Source organism: Streptomyces sp. NPDC051041, assembly GCF_044456065.1.
GTDB lineage: Bacteria > Actinomycetota > Actinomycetes > Streptomycetales > Streptomycetaceae > Streptomyces > Streptomyces glaucus.
In genome coordinates this window covers 168339-184508 of the sequence record NZ_JBITFM010000005.1, presented here as the reverse complement: position 1 = coordinate 184508, position 16170 = coordinate 168339, and the positions used below count along the sequence as shown (strand labels likewise).

Below are 16170 nucleotides of genomic sequence, written 5' to 3'. Positions count from 1 at the left end.
GGCCCGGCCGGCCGGCCGGGACTCACCCGAACTGCACCGACCGCTTCGCCAGCCCCATCCAGAACCCGTCGATCACCGACTTCCCCAGGCACAGGTCCCCGGCCGCGTCCGCCGCGCCCATCGCCACGAACAGGGGCGCGAAGTGCTCGGTGCGCGGGTGGGCGAGCGGGCCCGCCGGGGACTTGCGCGTGAAGTCCAGCAGCGCGTCGACGTCGCCGGACTCCAGCGCGCGCCGGCCCCAGTCGTCGAACTCCGCCGACCAGGCGGGGACGCCCCCGTGCCGCAGCGCGGCCAGGTTGTGGGTGAAGAAGCCGGAGCCGACGATCAGCACGCCCTCGTCGCGCAGCGGCGCCAGCCTGCGCCCGGTCTCCATCAGCCGCACCGGGTCGAGGGTCGGCAGGGAGATCTGGAGGACGGGGACGTCGGCCTCGGGGTACATCTCGACCAGCGGCACGTACGCGCCGTGGTCGAGGCCGCGGTCCGGGACGTCCTGCACGGGCGTGCCCGGGGCGCGCAGCAGCTTCCGCACGGACTCGGCCAGCGCGGGGGCGCCGGGGGCCTCGTACGTCACCCGGTAGTAGCGCTCGGGGAAGCCCCAGAAGTCGTGGACGAGCGGGACGGTCCCGGTGGCGCCAAGGGCGAGCGGGGCCTCCTCCCAGTGCGCGGAGACGACGAGGACCGCCGCCGGCCGGGGCAGGGCGGCGGACCAGGCGGCGAGCTCGCCGGGCCAGACGGGGTCGTCCGCCAGCGGCGGCGCGCCGTGGCTGAGGTACAGGACGGGCATGCGCTCCTGGACGGCGGACATGACGGCGGCTCCTTCCGGGGTCCGGGCGCTCGACCGCGCACCGCTTGCTTTAAGTCTCAACCTCCTCCGCGACCCTACGCCCCGTTTGTTTAATGTTCAAGAAGTGGTCTCGTAGAGTGGAATGCATGAAGACGGCACCCGCATCCGCACCACGCACCGAAGAGCCTCGCTGGCTGACCCGCGAGGAGCAGCGCGTCTGGCGCTCGTACATCGAGGCCAGCACCCTTCTGGAGGACCACCTCGACCGTCAGCTCCAGCGCGACGCGGGCATGCCGCACATCTACTACGGGCTGCTGGTGAAGCTCGCCGAGTCCCCGCACCGCCGGCTGCGGATGACCGAACTGGCCATGCAGGCGAAGATCACCCGGTCGCGGCTCTCGCACGCCATAGCGCGCCTGGAGAAGAACGGCTGGGTGCGCCGCGAGGACTGCCCCTCCGACAAGCGGGGCCAGTTCGCCGTCCTGACGGAGGAGGGATACGAGGTGCTGCGGCGCACCGCGCCCGGCCATGTGGCCGCCGTGCGCCAGGCGGTCTTCGAGCGGCTCTCCCCGGAACAGCAGGAGTCCCTCGGCGAGATCATGCGGATCATCGCCGAGGGACTCCAGCCCGACGAAGCGGGTGCGGACCTGCCCTGGCTCCGCTGAGGCGGCGGGCCGGGGCAGGCACCGGGAGCCGTGCGGACGGGGCGTCCCCTCCCCGTCCGCACGGGATCACGAACGGCCCGAAGCGGCACGCCCCGGATGAACACTTCGAAGCGGCGCGGCCCGGACGACCGGTCCGAAGCGGCGCGGCCCGTACGCGCGGCCCGGAGGATGCGGCCGGGCCGCGCCGTCAGTGGACGACGACCGGCACCGCCGGCGCCTCCTCCGCCCCCTGGCCGGAGCCGGTCACCGCGGTGACGTCCGGGCGGCCGGCGTTGACGAGGGTCAGCGCGATGGCCGCGGCCACGACGAGGATGCCGACGGCGAACCAGATCGCGCTGGTGTAGCCCTGCACCTGGCCCTGCAGCTGGACGAGCTGCTGCTGGGACCGGCCGGCCGCGCCGGCGAGGTGGTCCTCGATGTAGGACGCGGTGGCCGAGGCGGCGATGGTGTTCAGCAGGGCCGTGCCGATCGCGCCGCCCACCTGCTGCGAGGTGTTGACCATCGCCGAGGCCACCCCGGAGTCCCGCGGCTCGACGCCCTGGGTGGACAGCGACATGGCCGGCATGAAGGCCGTGCCCATGCCGAGGCCGAGCAGCAGCATCGCGGGCAGCAGCAGGGCGGCGTAGGAGGAGTCGATCTCCATCCGGGTCAGCAGCAGCATGCCGAGGGCGGCGACCAGGAAGCCGGGGCCCATCAGCAGCCGGGGCGCGACCCGGGTCATCAGCCGGGTGCCGATCTGGGTGGAGCCCGTGATCATGCCGGCGATCATCGGCAGGAAGGCGAAGCCGGTCCTGACCGGCGAGTAGCCCTTCACGACTTGAAGGTAGTAGGTCAGGAAGAGGAACAGGCCGAACATCGCGATGATCGCGAGGCCCAGGGAGAGGTAGACGCCGCCGCGGTTGCGCTCGGTGATCACGCGCAGCGGCAGCAGCGGGGCCTTGACCCTCGCCTCGACGGCGACGAAGGCGGCGAGCAGGACCGCGGAGGCGACGAACATGGCGACCGTCACGGATTCGCCCCAGCCCTCGGACTCGGCGCGGGTGAAGCCGTAGACGAGCGCGACCAGGCCGAGCGTGGACAGGACCACGCCGGGGATGTCGAGCGTCGAGCGGTTGCGGCCGCCCTCCGGCTCACGGACGACGAGCCAGGCGCCGGCCGCGGCGACCACGGCGAACGGGATGTTCACGTAGAACGTCCAGCGCCAGTCCAGGTACTCGGTGAGGAAACCGCCGAGGATCAGGCCGACGGCGCCGCCGCCGCCGGCGATCGCGCCGTAGATGCCGAACGCCTTGGCGCGTTCCTTGGCGTCGGTGAACATCACGGCGAGCAGCGAGAGCGCGGCGGGCGCCAGGAGGGCGCCGAAGACGCCCTGCAGGGCGCGGGCGCCGAACATCATCGCCTCGTTGGTGGCCGCGCCGCCCAGCGCGGAGGCGGCGGCGAAGCCGGCCAGGCCGACGACGAAGGCGCGCTTGCGGCCCCACAGGTCGGCGATCCGGCCGCCGAACAGCAGCAGACCGCCGAAGGCGAGGGCGTAGGCCGTGACGACCCACTGCCGGTTGCCGTCGGAGATGCCCAGGTCCTGCTGGGCGGAGGGCAGGGCGATGTTCACGATGGTGGCGTCGAGGACGACCATCAGCTGGGCGAGCGCGATGAAGACGAGCGCTTTCCAGCGGCCCGGATCGACGGCTTCGCGTGCCTTTACGGCTGTTGCAGACATGGAGGTACCCACTTCGGGACTTCGTGACGGAGACTTCGGGACTTCGTGATGGAAAAACCGGAAAAGGACGATAAAGGGGTCGAGGAGGGAGACGAGGGCGGAAAGAGGACGTCGTGAGGGACAGGTCGGCGGCGACGGTGCCGGCGACCGGTGCGAGCAGGGCTGTCAGTGCGGGTGAGGACCGCTGGGACGCGCTGGACTAGTCGGGGTTCACGGGTGGTTCATCGGCCGCCACCGCCGTTCGCCCGTTCGCCGGGACAGCCCCGGCGAAGGTCCTCCAGGGTCACGGCCGCACCCGGCAGGGCGGAGCGGGCCGGGGCCCGCAGTCCGTCCAGGAACAGCTGGAGGTGGCGGTGGACGAAACGGTCGGAGCTGAGGCACTCCGTACCGGCCGGGGGCCGGCTGAGCTGGCCCACGGCGACCATCAGGTCGCCGACGCCCACGTCGGCGCGCAGCTGACCGGCCGCCTTCGCACGGTCCATGATCCCGGCGACGAGCCGCTCGACCCGTTCCCGCGCGGCCTCCAGATCCGGGTGGGACCGCTCGAAGGCACTGGAGATCATCGGGCACAGCGCGCTGATCCGCTCGTCCGCGGCGACGTGCACGAAGCGCTCCAGCGCCCCGAAGGCGTCGCCGGACTCCGCGAGCGCCTGCTCGGCCGCGCGCGCGGTGCGTTCCATGACCGAGCAGACGACCTCCCGGACCAGGGCGTCGCGGTCCGGGAAGTTGCGGTACACCGTGGCGTTGCCGACGCCGGCCCGGCGGGCGATCTCGTCGAGCGGCGCGTCGGGGCCGTGCTCGACGAACATCTCCCGGGCGGCGGTGACGATCCGCTCCCGGTTGCGCAGGGCGTCGGCGCGCGGCCTGCTCGCCTTGCGCTGCGCGGGGGTCGCGGTCTGCACGGCGCACTCCTGGGGGGACTCGGCTGACACGATCCGGGGACGCGGTCCCCGTTTCGCTCGGACACCTGGCTAAACGGGGAAACGGTCCCCGGTTATTTCCAGGCGGTGAGGAATTTTCAGTGACCTGGCTCACACCATCATGGAGGACGCACCGCTCTACCCGCGAGAAACCCACGATCGGTCTCCCCCAGCGCGCGTCCCCCCGCCCCCCGACGGAGGGTGAGGGCAAGGGTGCAGTCCGTCACCTGCGGCTGCCGTGGCGCGGGAGGTCGCATGAGGAGCCGCCGGATACGCCCCCGCCGCCTGGCCGCCCTGGCGTCCGTCACCACCCTGACCCTCGCCGTCAGCACCTCGGCGGGCACCGGCCCCCTCGTCCCGGGCACCACGACGGCCGGAGCGGCGCCCGTCCCGCCGTCCCGCTCCGCCGCGCTCGCCCCCTGCATGATCCGCGGCGACCGCGGCGTCCAGCTGTCCGAGGGCATCCCGACCCCCGACGGCTACGCCCGCCCCACCGGCACCGTCCGCGCCCTGACCCTGATGGTCGACTTCTCCGACGCGCCCGGCGAGGGCAGCGCGCTCGACCGTTTCGCCGAGTTCTTCCCGCAGACCCGGCAGTGGTTCCGCACCAGTTCCTACGGCCGCCTCGACTACCGCCCCGAGACGCCGGTCCGCGACTGGCTGCGCATGCCGAAGCCGTTCCACGCGTACGGCATAGAACGCGGCGCCCCCTTCGACCCCGCCTACCGGGAACTGGTGCACGACATCGTGGCGGCGGCCGACGCGACGGTGGACTTCCGCGCGTACGACCTCATGAACGTGCTGGTGACGCCGAACGCGGGTCCCTCGGCGCTGGACACGGTCCTGTCCGTCACGTTCGCCGGCAACACGCAGGCCCCGGTCGCCGACGGGGTGCCGGTGGCCAACGCCTCCTTCGTCTACTCCCGCCAGGACGACGGGTCCGGCTCCTACCACCGCACCGGCTACCGCGTCCTGCCGCACGAGAACGGCCACGTCTTCGGCCTGCCCGACCTGTACACCGCCGAGGGCGGGGGCGCGGTCGGCCACTGGGACATCATGAGCGAGGACTGGGGGGCCAACAACGACCTGCTGGGCTGGCACAAGTGGAAGCTGGGCTGGCTGGACCCCGCGCAGGTGCACTGCGCGTCGGCGCCCGGGACGGCCGAGTACGAGCTGACGCCGCTGGCCCGCGCGGGCGGCCCCAAACTGGTCTTCGTCCCGCTGGACGAGCGGACCGGGTACGCCGTCGAGCTGCGCACCCGCGCCGGCAACGACGAGGCGGTGTGCCGGCCGGGGGTGCTGGTCTACCGGGTCGACGCGGGGGTGGACACCGGGATGGGCCCGGTGACGGTGCACGACTCCCGCCGGGACAGCGGCGGCTGCACCCGCAGCCCGAACGTGCACGCGGAACTGTCGGACGCGACGTTCACGCCCGGGGAGACGTTCGAGGACCCCGAGCGGGAAGTGGTGATCACCGTGACGGGGACGGACCCGGCGGGGAACCACCGGGTGCGGGTCACCCGGAGGTGAGGGAGCGGGGCGGGGACGGGCCGCGGCCCCGGGAGGCGTTCCCGCTCCCGGTCACGGCGGTGCGGGAAGGGCCCGGCGGATTACCGTAGGCCTGCCGCGACCGCCGTACCGGAGAACCGATGCCCGCGAAGACCATGAACGACGCCCAGGCCGGGCCCGCCGTGCCGGCGGACGTACCGGCGGAGGCCGTCACGCCGCTGATCCGCGGGATCGCCGTGCTGCGCCGGCTGACCGAGGCGGACGGGACGCTCAGCCTCAGCGGGCTCGAACGGGCCACCGGCCTCGCCCGCTCCACGGTCGACCGCATCACGGCGACGCTCGCCCGCATGGGATACGTCCGCCTCGACGGCCGCGACGTGTTCCTCGCCCCCCGCCTGATGGAGCTGGGCAACGCCTACCTGGCGGCCCTGCGCCTGCCCGCGCTGCTGGACGCGCGCGCGGACGCCCTCGCCGACGAACTGGACGAGTCGGTCTCGCTGGCGGTCGGCGACCGCGACGGCATCCGCTTCATCCACCAGGCCACCCGCCGCCGCGCGATGTCCCTGAGCTTCCGCATCGGCGACCTGCTGCCGGCCGAACGCACCGCGCCGGGCCCGCTGTTCGCCGCCGAGTGGACGGAACAGGACTGGCGCCGCTGGCGGGAACGCCGCGCCGCGGACCCCCGGGACCAGGGCTTCCCGGCCCTGCCGCCCCGCGAACGCGCCGCCTCCGACGAGGAGTTCGAGCTCCGGACCGCACGGGCCGCGGCGGACGGCTGGGCGCTGGACGACCAGCTGATCGAACCGGGGCTGGTCGCCGTCGCCGTACCGGTGCGGGACCCGGCCACGGACCGGGTGGCGTGCGTGGCGAGCGTGGTGAGCCACACCAGCCGGCACACCGCCGAGCACCTGCGCGACACCCTGCTGCCGCGTCTGCGGTCGGCGGTGGCGGGCATGGAGCACGACCTGCGCCAGGCCCCGCCCCCGGCCGCCGGACCACCGCCCTCGGGCCTGGCGACCTGGACGGGCGCGTCGAAGCTGGAACTGGGCCGGGAGTTCATCGAGTCGCTGGCGCGCGGCCTGACGGTCCTGACGGCCTTCGGCGAGGACCGGCCGGCCCTGACCCTCACGGAGGTGGCGAAGGCGACGGGCCTGGCCCGGGCGACGGCCCGCCGGGCACTGATCACCTACGAGCACGAGGGCCTGGTGGCCCAGGACGAGCACCGCCGGTTCACCCTCACCCCGCGGGTGCTGTCCCTGGGCTTCCCGCCCCTGTCCCGCACCTCCCTCCCCCAGATCGCCCACCCGCACCTGACCGACCTCGCCGCCCGCCTCCACGAGTCGACGTCACTGGCGGTCCTGTCGGAGTCGGGCAGGGAGATCCAGTACACGGCCCGGGTGGCGACGACCCGCGTGATGAGCGTCAACATCACGGTCGGCACCCGCCTGCCGGCCCACGCGACCTCCCTCGGCCGGGTCCTCCTGGCGGACCTCCCGGAACCCGGCCGCGCCCTGGGCGACCTGCGCCCGCTGACCCCCCGCACCCTCACGGACCCCCCGGCCCTGACCCGCGTCCTGGACCAGGTCCGCGCCCAGGGCTACGCCCTCGTCGACGAGGAACTGGAGGAGGGCCTGCGCTCGATCGCGGTCCCGGTCCGCGACCGCGCGGGCAGAGTGGTCGCCGCCGTGAACACCGCGATGCACGCGACCCGCCGCACGGTACGGGAGTGCGTGGAGGACGTCCTCCCCGAACTGAGGACGACGGCCGCCCGCATCGAGGCGGACCTGCACGTGGCGGGGCGGTTCAGGCGGGTACCGGTGACCTGACGCGCCGGGCCGGCCCCACGGTGGGACATCGCCCCGCCGGCCCCGCCGCCGCCCACTCGGGCCGCGGTCCGCGCAGGGCGTCCCAGGCGTCCGCGATCACCCCAGAAACGGGCACCCGCCCTCCCGGGACAGGCATCCGGCCCGCGCCCACGCCGAGCACCCCACCCCGACCGACGGTGAGACGCGAAAGGAACCGCACGTCACCGCACGCCTCCCCGGCCGCGGCAAGGCACAGCCACCTTGATCCATCCCCCAAGCGGGCGCATCCGCTACCCTGTCATGAGTCAGCCGGGTTTCCGGCGGCGTCCTTGCCCGGTGCTACCCGGCAGGTGCCGCAGAGACCATCTGACCAGCGGGTTCGCACGACCGCGCCGAAGACCCACCCAGTGGGCCCTCGACAAGGTTCTCCGCGAGCCCTCGCCTTCGTAGCTCAGGGGATAGAGCACCGCTCTCCTAAAGCGGGTGTCGCAGGTTCGAATCCTGCCGGGGGCACAGAGCAAAGGGCCGGCTCAGGAGGGGTTTCCTCCCGGGCTGGCCCTTCTGCGTGTTCGAGGCCATGCCACACGCGTGCCACTACGTGGAGAAGTTCTGGTCCGGATGGGGCAGGGCCTTCGGTACGAAGAGGCTCAGCCGAAAGGTGGTCGGTTGCGTCTGGCGCCCACAGAGCCTGTCGACTCGCACCGCCGCCCAGTCGATCTGCGTGTCCGGCGCTCGGAGACGGCGGATATAAGCGTGCCATTCCGCCTCGTCCTGGGTTTCGAAAAGCACCTCCCAGCGACCCGCGTCAGGTGCGAAGCGAGCAGCAGCCCGCTGTACCTCGTTCTGCTGCTGACGCCTTCTTTTGCGCTGCCCTGGCATCGGCCCAGCATCGCCAGCTTCGACCATGACAGCAAGGCCATTACCTGTCCCCAGGCCCGGAGGTTCTTCCCTCACCCTCTCGGATCATGGTCCCAAGCCGGTCGGCGATGGCCCGGTCGCGGTCACTGGTCATGTGCTGGTAGATCAGCGCGGCCCGGGAGCTGCTGTGTCCCATGCGCGTCATCAGCTCTCGCGTGCTGGCGCCGGCCGTCGAGGCCAGCGTGTTGCCCGTGTGCCGCAGGTCGTGGAAGTGCAGCTCGGCCGTGACGCCCGCGGCCTTCCGGGCCTTGACCCAGTCGTCGCGGAAGTTGCTCCGCCGCAGTTGCCCGCCCTGCGGTCCGACGAAGACGTGTCCGTCGCGGCCGGGGACGGCGAAGTGTTCCAGGTGGTGCGTGACCGCGTCGAGCAGTTCCGCCGGGAAGGAGACGGAGCGCATCCCGGCCGCGGATTTCGGCGCCTTGTCGAAGAGCCGGCCGTCCTGCAGCTCGGCCTGAGCGCGGCGCACGGTGACGGTCAGCCCTTCCAGGTCGATGTCCCGGCGCCGCAGGGCCGCCAGCTCCCCGAACCGCAGGGTGGTGAAGGCCGCCAGGAGCACGAGCAGCCGGTAGCGCGGCGCGATGGAGCCGGCGACGGCGAAGACCTCCGCCACCGTGAGGACCGGCCGCTCGGGCACGTCGTAGCGGTCCGCGCCCTTGACGCGGCACGGGTTGCGCCGGATCAGCTCGTCGTCCACGGCCGTGTTCATCAGGGCGCGCAGCAGCTGGTACGCCTTGACGACCGTCGGCTCACCGACGCCGGCCGCGAGGAGCTTGCCGCGCCAGCTGCGCACCCGGGCGGTCGTCACGTCGGCCACGCTCCCGGCTCCGAAGGTGGGCAGGATGTGCAGCCGCATCACCGACTCGTTCCGCTCACGGGTGCGGTCGGCGAGCTTCCGGTCCCGCAGCCACGCGGTGGCGTACTCCTCGAAGTTCACCGCCCCGGCGTCCGGGTCCGACCACTGCCCGCGCACGATGTCCGACTCGATGTGCGTCAGGGCAACTTGGGCATCGGTCTTGGTCGCGTACGTTTTCTCCGCCGGGCGCAGTTGCCCCGTCTCCGGGTCCCGGTAGCGGACCTGCCAGCGCCCGGACGGAAGCTGCCGGACCGAGCCGAAGTTTCGACGCTTTCCCTTCCTGTTGGCCATCAGGCAGCCCTCCGCAGGGAGCTGTACCGGTGCCGGTGGCCGATCGGCTGCACCGTGTTGGCGTCGATGAAGGCGTTCAACGCGCTCTCCGGGATGCGGACGTGTCGGCCGACCTTGACGAACGCGATGCGCCGCTCGGCGATCAGGCGGCGCGGGAAGCGTTCCGTGGTGCTGAGGAGTTCGGCCACCTGCGCCACGGTGAGGTGGCGGTCAGCCACGGGTGGGCTCTCCTTCCGTTCCGGGGGCGGGTTCGAGGGATGCGGCCAGCCAGGCTTCGGCGTCGGACAGGCCGGTGCCGGCGAAGACCCAGTGGGCGAGGACATACGTCGTGTCGGGCTCGGGGCCGTTCGCCGCCGCTGCGGTGGCCTGTGCGCGGCGCCATGCGGCGCGGGCGTCGCGGAGGGCGCCGAGGGTGGTGGAGTAGCGGCGGGACTTGGTGGAGAAGTGGCCGCGGAAGCCGAGCATGTGGGCCCAGGCGCGCAGGCGGAGGTGTTCGAGGTCCTTGCGCGCACCGAGGGCCCAGGCGGTGCGGATCAGGCGGCGGGCGTGGTCGCTGATGTCGAGCTGGGCCAGTTCGGCGGCGAACTTCAGCGGCCGGTCCAGGGCGCCCGTGGCGGTCTCGGCGCGACGAACAGCACCACGGGCACCGGACGTTCCTGCTCGGGCAGGCCCCAGATGTCGGAGGTGATGTCCTCCGCCGGGGTGTCGGGCGCGATGCCCTGCCGGGCCTTGATCAGGTCGTATCGGTCCTCCATTTCCTTCACGAGCACGGGCAGCAGTTCGGCCGCCTGTTCCGGGTCGGTCGCCAGCGCCGACAGCCGGGCGGCGAACGGCGCCAGCTCCACGCCCCGCTTGCAGTCGATGCCGACCAGGGCGACCGGCTGACGGGCCAGTCCCGTGATCAGGTGCCGCAGGTACATGGACTTGCCGGACAGCGTCGCGCCGAGGGTGAGCTGATGCGGGATGGTCCGGTAGTCGCGCACGAAGGGAGTCGCGTCCTCGCGCAGCGCCACCGGCACCTTCAACAGCCCCGCGTCGGCCTTGCGGGGCATCCGCACCCGCCGCAGCACGTCGAAGCCGACGAGCCGGAGTTCGACGACACCCGGCTTGACCGTCTTCACGTACACGGCGTGCACGCCCCAGGCGTGCCGCAGCCGTTCGGCGGAGGCGGCGACGTCCGCGGGTTCCTGCCCTGGAGCGAGCCGCAGACGGAGCCGCAGCCCGGTCGAGGTGGGCCGGATGATGCCCCGGCGGGGCGGCACGGGCCGGACCTCGCGGCGGGTGGTGGCCCTGACCGCCAGGACCCGCAACCGGGACGGGGCCACGGTCAGGCCGCACGCCTCCATGACCGAGCCGTACGAGCCGAGCAGCCGGGCCGTGGATATCGGCAGGCCGACCGCGGACCAGTAGACCGCCGGATGCTTGGCCCGGGCGTAGGCGGCCCCGCCGCCGAGCGCGGCGAGGGGGCGACCCACCTCCAGGAGCGTCGTCAGGTCGGCCATCAGGCGGCGGCCCCCGCGGCGGCCGGGAAGGCGGCCGGGGTCACGGCGGCGGCGCGGAAGGCGATGCCGTGCCGCTGCTGCCCGTTGAACACGGACTCCCACGGGCGGGCCACCAGCCCCGGCAGCGAGACCGGCGAGCCGAGGACGAGCCCTTCGGACACGCCGCTCTCCGGAACCGTGACCTTGATCAGCGACGATTCCCCGTCCTCGATGTAGACGACGCCGATCGTCATCAGCGCCTCACCGCTGACGGCGTCCTTGGCGACCTCCCCCGTCTGCCGGTCGCGGACCTTGGGCTCGGGCGCCTCGGTCAGCAGGATCGTCGCGGCCGAGGTCTCCACACGGATGGCGCGCAAGTTCTCTTCCCATCTACTCGTCTAGACAAGATGCGGCCTGCGAACCCGATCTCCGGGTTCGCGCGGACCGCCTTGCCACACAACTTGCCCACTCGTCTATACGAGTAAGCGTGTTGGGGTGTACGAGTTCGGAGAAGCGTCCCCGCGCACCACCGCTGCTCACGCCATCAGGTCGCCGGAAGCTGGTACGACAGCACGTACGCGTCCGCCGCCATCACCGTGTCGCAGACCTCCACGGCCCGCCCCTCGGCGTCGTAGGCGGTCCGGATCAGATGGATCACGGGCACGCCGGAGGCCAGCCGGAGCGTCTTGACCTCGGCCGGCGAGGGCATCCGGGCGCGGATCTCCTCCTCGAAGTGGTCCAAGCGGTGGCCCAGCTCTTCCAGCCGGGCATAGATGCCGCCTGGGCCGGGGTTGGGCTCGGCGATCGGGGTTCCCCGCGCGATGTCGAGCGGCAGGTACGAGGTGGCGAACTCCACCGGCCGGCCGTCCAGCAGATACCGGCGCCGCCGGGCGAGCACTCGCCGCACGGACCCGAGCCGGGCGGACACGTCCTGGCCGGCCTTCTCCTCCTTGACCTCCAGGCTGTCCACCTGGGGGTGACTGCCGGCCGCGTCCGCCTCCACGATGAACGCGGACTCGCCCTGCTCGCGGTGGCGCCGGGCGAACCGGTCGGAGGCGAGCCGCCGCACGGGCGGCCGTGGTCGCACGAAGACGCCCTTGCCGTGCTCGGCGTGCACGAGCCCTTCCCCCTGGAGGATGGAGAAGGAGTTGCGGACCGTCATCCGGGAGACGCCGTAGTGCTCGACCAGCTCGGCCTCGGAGGGCAGCTTCTCGCCTTCCTTGAAACGCCCGCGGTCGATGGCCTCGCGCAGCTGGTCGGCGATCTGCCGGAAGACCGCGCGATCGCTCGTGGGGTCGAGATCGCCGAGCAGGCCGGACGGGAGAGAGGGCATCTGTACTCCTTTAGGTATCTAGACGAGTGAGCGAGTGTTGTTGCTACGGTGGAGAGCCTAGCCAGCCGAGAGGGCCGAGGACCGTGAGCACAGAACGCCCGCACTCCGTGAGCGTCGCCGGAGTCATCGTCGACGACCAGGGCCGGGCCCTCCTGATCAAGCGCCGCGACAACGGCCACTGGGAACCCCCGGGCGGAGTCCTCGAACGCGAGGAGACCATCCCCGAAGCCCTCCAGCGCGAAGTCCTCGAAGAGACCGGATTCAAGATCGCGCTTCCCGCGACCCTGACCGGCGTCTACAAGAACATGAAGGGCCTGATCGTCTCCCTGGTCTTCCGCTGCGAGGCCGCCGACGGCACGCCCACCACCGGGGACGAGACCCGCGCACTGCGCTGGGCCACCCGTGAGGAAGTCATCGAACTCGCCGACGAGGCGTACGCGATCCGCGTCCTGGACGCACTCGACGCAGCAGCCCCGCCGGCCGTCCGCGCCCACGACGGCGTGAAACTCGTCTAGCCCGAACCCGCTGCACATGGCGGCCTACCAGCACGAAGGAACTTGTACGCACGAGTATACGAGTACAGCCCGGGTCTGGGGACTGTCTTGCCCAGGTTTCCCGGAAGAGGTCAGCCGGGCCCGCCGCTGGACGCGCGACATCCTGCGCGGATCTCCTTTGGTCGACGACGCCGAGCTGATCGTGAGCGAACTGAGCGCGAACGCGATCCTCCACACGGCCAGCGGCACGCGGTCGGGCAGCTTCCACCTGGCCCTCGCGGTCTCCCCGCGGGTGGTCGCCCTGTCGGTCACGGACGAGGGAGGCACCGGCACCGCCCCGAAGGTCGAGCACCAGGACGAGCAGGCCGAGCACGGCCGCGGCCTGGGCATGGTCAGCGCCATCGCTCACCGGGTCGTCGTCCACGACAGCCACGGCGGCCACACCGTCACGGCGGAACTCCTCACCGAGGCCGGCGCGACAGGAGGCCGCCCGTGCTGACGTCCACTCCCTCCGAAGCATCGCCCACGGGCAGCCAGCCCCTCCCCTGTCACTGCGAGGCCGCCGCCTACCCCCTGCACGACATCCGCGCCATCCCCCTGGGATCACACGACGCCGCAAGCCCACGCCTGGCTCTGCACTGGTTACGAGAACGCACACGTCACATCACGGACCAGCTCGACACCGCATACGCGCAGCCGGGCCTGCACTGGCTGACGGACGAGCCCGAGCACGAACGAGCCCTCGCCTACCTGACCGCAGGCACGGGCTACCAACTCACCCTCTACGACGACACCACCCGCTACGTACTCACGGCCTACCCGACGGGAGCGACCGCATGAACGGGCCCACCCGCGGCTACTGGTGCGAATGCTGGACCGAGGACACCACCACAGCAGGGCCGGCACTCCGGGCATCCTTCGCCGCCCACTCGGCACCCCAGGCGGACCGGTGGGTCTCCATCGCCCTGCGCACGATCTCACCGGCTCTCGACTCCGACGCCTCGGACGCAGCGTGGGCATGGCTGTACGAAGAACGCATCGAGACCCGAAGAGCCCTTCTGCGCTCCGAGCCCTGCACGGTGACCATCGAACACGCCGACGTCCACATCACATGGACGATCCGGCCCGTTCTCTTCCTGCCCCTCGCACACAGGGCGGGCTCCGAACTACCCACCTATGAACACGACTTCGAGCCCTACGCCACAGGCGCCACAGACTGAGTTACAACTTTCTCTACGGGTTCAAGGCCCCCGCGCACGGCGCGGGAGCGCGCCGCCTCTGCGGCGCGGCCTGCCTCCTGTCTTCGCCCCGGCTGGCCGCGCCCGGCGGCGCGCAGGCGACTGCGGGGCGTGGGTGGAGGAAACCCTCTGTGGCTGGGGCGGTCGGCTCCACGGCTTTAGGCAGCCACTTTGGGGCGAGCCTCGAAGATCATGGCCCCAACGTCGTGCTTCAACGGGCAGGTCCACAGACTGCCCGACTCGCCATCAGCTTACGGGGCCATGATCACTCGCCCCAAAGCAGCTCCAGCCCAAAGCCGCTCCACCGACCTCACGTCGCTCGCGATCACGACTGTCGGTCACCAGTGCTAAAACTCGTGCATGACGTACAGATTCACGGCACAAGTTGCTTGCGGGCTCGACAACCCGGATGAGGATGACTGCGTGATGGCTGGCGTGGCCGAGTCGGATGACGGGGACGGCTTCTCCCTGCTGTTCATGTGCGACTTCGACGAGCCCGGCAATCAAGAAGTGTCCCTCGGTATGGATACCCACTGCCTTGTCACGCCTGACCAGGGCACCGCCTACGGCTGCGTCCGCGAAGTCGAGCTGAGTGGTGACGTACTGCGGGTGACCTTGGACCCTGCATCGTTGGCCGGTCTCGGTTTGACCGATCCTGTCGTCGAGGCAGTGCTTCGTGCGCCGGCGGCGGACCTATCTCGCATGCGTGAGGTGCTGCCGCGCATCCTGAAGTACGGGCGCCCAGACGCCCGCCCCAGCCTCATCAAGCTTTAACGGGTACAGCAGCGAAGTACAGCAACCATGGTGATCGCAAGCGGCCGTTCTCACCCGCTGCCGCCTCCGTGGCCAGGCCAGGAGACCTCAGCGACCGTCCCGCCCGTAGTTCGCATCGAGAGGTAGCCCGACAACGTGCCACGGTCGCCGAGACCCCCACCGACGTAGCGGCGCTGGGAGTACCGAAAGCCGGGTCTGTACCGAAACGCGATGGGCTAGGATCCCCGCCGGGCGAAGCCGTAGCGCAGAGGTCGTCGCGCGCGGTCTCCAAAATCGCGAGGACGCCGGTTCGAATCCGGCCGGCTTCGCCCGCGTCAACCTTGCTCCTTGAAACGGTGCTCATATGACGCAGTAGTCGACGGCAGTGACGGCAGCGCTGACGGCAACGACAGCGGATGCCAGCGGCGCTGTGCGACCCGGCGCGGTAACGGTGGGGTACCGACGGGCCATCACTCCATGGCTTGCCCGCATCTTCTAAGCGCCTGGCGGTCGAGGCCGCCCGGGCCCTCCCTGGGCCGTCCGAGGTCACCCGACGCCGACCGACAACGATAGAAGCCCACGGCATCTGAACTGGTCAGAGCCGTGGGCTTCTTCAGGTCCGCTGGTCAGCGAGACCAGTGATCAGTAGACCGGCATGGCAGGCTGTCCATGACGACGCGTCCGGCGGCAGCGCTGGCGGCAACGACGGTGGACGACAGCGGTACCCGGCGGCCCGGTACGGTGTCGGCGTAGGCCGATCGGGTCGGCCCACCAGGGCTTGCTCGCACCTTCCTAAGCACCGGGCCCCACGATGCCACGCTATGAGGACGAGCACCTGCTAGATGCGTCGCCGCCGCAAGAGAACGCGGAGGACTCGTTCGGCTCGCTGAGCGCGCTCCTCGTCAGACAAGAGGACGGCAAGCACGGCGATGAACGCCACCAGGAGAGAATGGACGAGGATCCCAGCCACGGGAACAACCCAGAGCCAGGTAGACATGGACAGCTCCTCAGGGAGAAGTTGTCCCGCTACCTACGGCTCACCTGTCCGAATCCGGCTTCGTAGCGCTACGGGATGACCTATACCGGCGTGCCTGGGCTTGGTGCGACGCGGTGAGTTCGGACCCGACCCATCACCCGCGACAGCACTGACATACCCAGTCCGCCCTCCTGCAACACCGAGCGAAGCAGAGAGCCCCTGACATCCATGGTTGACATCAACGACGCCGGATGAAGGCGTACAGCGGGAGACGTGACCGGCTGTCGCACCAGTCGTCGGCCGCAGCCGGAGCGAGCTCGGATCGAACTCCTAAAGCGGGTGTCGCAGGTTCGAATCCTGCCGGGGGCACAGAGCAAAGGGCCGGTTCAGGAGGGGTTTCCTCCCGGGCTGGCCCTTCGTCTTGCCCAGGCAC

15 protein-coding genes, 2 tRNA genes and 2 pseudogenes are annotated in these 16170 nt (G+C 71.4%); 10 read left to right on the top strand and 9 right to left on the bottom strand.

Features of this window, described 5'->3' with window-relative positions:
* Positions 1 to 22 precede the first annotated feature (22 nt).
* Positions 23 to 805, bottom strand: coding sequence for a dioxygenase (locus tag ACIBAI_RS11535; RefSeq protein ID WP_399033164.1), 783 nt, complete (start codon positions 803 to 805; stop codon positions 23 to 25).
* 125 nt (positions 806 to 930) lie between these two features.
* On the opposite strand from ACIBAI_RS11535, the gene ACIBAI_RS11530 reads away from it, so the two are divergent.
* The gene (locus tag ACIBAI_RS11530; protein WP_344603137.1) at positions 931 to 1449 is read left to right on the top strand and encodes a MarR family transcriptional regulator; all 519 of its coding nucleotides are present in this window, start codon (positions 931 to 933) and stop codon (positions 1447 to 1449) included.
* Positions 1450 to 1636: 187 nt separating this feature from the next.
* On the opposite strand, the gene ACIBAI_RS11525 is transcribed toward ACIBAI_RS11530, so the two are convergent.
* Together ACIBAI_RS11525 and ACIBAI_RS11520 are read right to left on the bottom strand one after the other, a co-directional pair.
* Positions 1637 to 3166, bottom strand: coding sequence for an MFS transporter (locus tag ACIBAI_RS11525; RefSeq protein ID WP_399033162.1), 1530 nt, complete (start codon positions 3164 to 3166; stop codon positions 1637 to 1639).
* A 221-nt stretch (positions 3167 to 3387) separates the two neighbouring features.
* Positions 3388 to 4068 (bottom strand): TetR/AcrR family transcriptional regulator, encoded by a 681-nt coding sequence (locus ACIBAI_RS11520; RefSeq protein ID WP_399033161.1) that lies wholly within the window; start codon positions 4066 to 4068, stop codon positions 3388 to 3390.
* Between the two features lie 273 nt (positions 4069 to 4341).
* On the opposite strand from ACIBAI_RS11520, the gene ACIBAI_RS11515 reads away from it, so the two are divergent.
* From ACIBAI_RS11515 to ACIBAI_RS11505, 3 genes are all read left to right on the top strand, one after another.
* Entirely contained in the window at positions 4342 to 5616 is a 1275-nt protein-coding gene (locus ACIBAI_RS11515) for a M6 family metalloprotease domain-containing protein (protein WP_399033159.1), read from the top strand.
* Positions 5617 to 5735: 119 nt separating this feature from the next.
* Positions 5736 to 7421 (top strand): IclR family transcriptional regulator C-terminal domain-containing protein, encoded by a 1686-nt coding sequence (locus tag ACIBAI_RS11510; RefSeq protein ID WP_399033157.1) that lies wholly within the window; start codon positions 5736 to 5738, stop codon positions 7419 to 7421.
* Positions 7422 to 7840: 419 nt separating this feature from the next.
* Positions 7841 to 7913 (top strand) — tRNA-Arg (locus ACIBAI_RS11505).
* A gap of 406 nt (positions 7914 to 8319) precedes the next feature.
* Here the strand turns inward: ACIBAI_RS11505 and ACIBAI_RS11500 are convergent.
* The 6 genes and pseudogenes from ACIBAI_RS11500 to ACIBAI_RS11475 all read right to left on the bottom strand — a co-directional run bounded on the left by ACIBAI_RS11500 (position 8320) and on the right by ACIBAI_RS11475 (position 12276).
* A complete protein-coding gene (locus ACIBAI_RS11500; RefSeq protein WP_399033156.1) occupies positions 8320 to 9462 on the bottom strand; it encodes a tyrosine-type recombinase/integrase in 1143 nt (380 codons plus the stop codon).
* On the bottom strand, positions 9462 to 9680 hold the full coding sequence (locus ACIBAI_RS11495; protein WP_399033155.1) for an excisionase family DNA-binding protein: 219 nt from the start codon (positions 9678 to 9680) through the stop codon (positions 9462 to 9464). Before ACIBAI_RS11495 ends, ACIBAI_RS11500 begins: the two co-directional genes overlap by 1 nt.
* A pseudogene (locus ACIBAI_RS11490) lies at positions 9673 to 10092 on the bottom strand (replication initiator); the annotation flags it as partial. The pseudogene ACIBAI_RS11490 and the gene ACIBAI_RS11495, both read right to left, overlap by 8 nt.
* Positions 10089 to 10964: pseudogene (locus tag ACIBAI_RS11485) on the bottom strand (FtsK/SpoIIIE domain-containing protein); the annotation flags it as partial. The pseudogenes ACIBAI_RS11490 and ACIBAI_RS11485, both read right to left, overlap by 4 nt.
* Positions 10964 to 11320 carry a hypothetical protein gene (locus ACIBAI_RS11480; RefSeq protein WP_399033153.1) on the bottom strand — a complete coding sequence of 119 codons (357 nt, stop codon included), beginning with the start codon at positions 11318 to 11320 and terminating at the stop codon, positions 10964 to 10966. The gene ACIBAI_RS11480 and the pseudogene ACIBAI_RS11485, both read right to left, overlap by 1 nt.
* Before the next feature lie 167 nt (positions 11321 to 11487).
* Entirely contained in the window at positions 11488 to 12276 is a 789-nt protein-coding gene (locus ACIBAI_RS11475) for a GntR family transcriptional regulator (RefSeq protein ID WP_399033151.1), read from the bottom strand.
* Between the two features lie 107 nt (positions 12277 to 12383).
* Here ACIBAI_RS11475 and ACIBAI_RS11470 point away from each other — a divergent pair, with 107 nt between their 5' ends.
* The 6 genes from ACIBAI_RS11470 (at position 12384) to ACIBAI_RS11445 (ending at position 15090) form a co-directional block, all read left to right on the top strand.
* Entirely contained in the window at positions 12384 to 12791 is a 408-nt protein-coding gene (locus tag ACIBAI_RS11470) for an NUDIX hydrolase (RefSeq protein WP_399033456.1), read from the top strand.
* Positions 12792 to 12807: 16 nt separating this feature from the next.
* A complete protein-coding gene (locus ACIBAI_RS11465) occupies positions 12808 to 13269 on the top strand; it encodes an ATP-binding protein (RefSeq protein WP_399033149.1) in 462 nt (153 codons plus the stop codon).
* On the top strand, positions 13263 to 13610 hold the full coding sequence (locus ACIBAI_RS11460; RefSeq protein WP_399033148.1) for a hypothetical protein: 348 nt from the start codon (positions 13263 to 13265) through the stop codon (positions 13608 to 13610). Before ACIBAI_RS11465 ends, ACIBAI_RS11460 begins: the two co-directional genes overlap by 7 nt.
* The gene (locus ACIBAI_RS11455) at positions 13607 to 13990 is read left to right on the top strand and encodes a hypothetical protein (protein ID WP_399033146.1); all 384 of its coding nucleotides are present in this window, start codon (positions 13607 to 13609) and stop codon (positions 13988 to 13990) included. The genes ACIBAI_RS11460 and ACIBAI_RS11455 overlap by 4 nt, the downstream gene beginning before the upstream one ends.
* Before the next feature lie 378 nt (positions 13991 to 14368).
* Positions 14369 to 14782 carry an Imm10 family immunity protein gene (locus tag ACIBAI_RS11450; RefSeq protein ID WP_399033145.1) on the top strand — a complete coding sequence of 138 codons (414 nt, stop codon included), beginning with the start codon at positions 14369 to 14371 and terminating at the stop codon, positions 14780 to 14782.
* Between the two features lie 233 nt (positions 14783 to 15015).
* Positions 15016 to 15090, top strand: a tRNA-Trp gene (locus tag ACIBAI_RS11445).
* The last annotated feature ends 1080 nt before the right edge of the window (positions 15091 to 16170 follow it).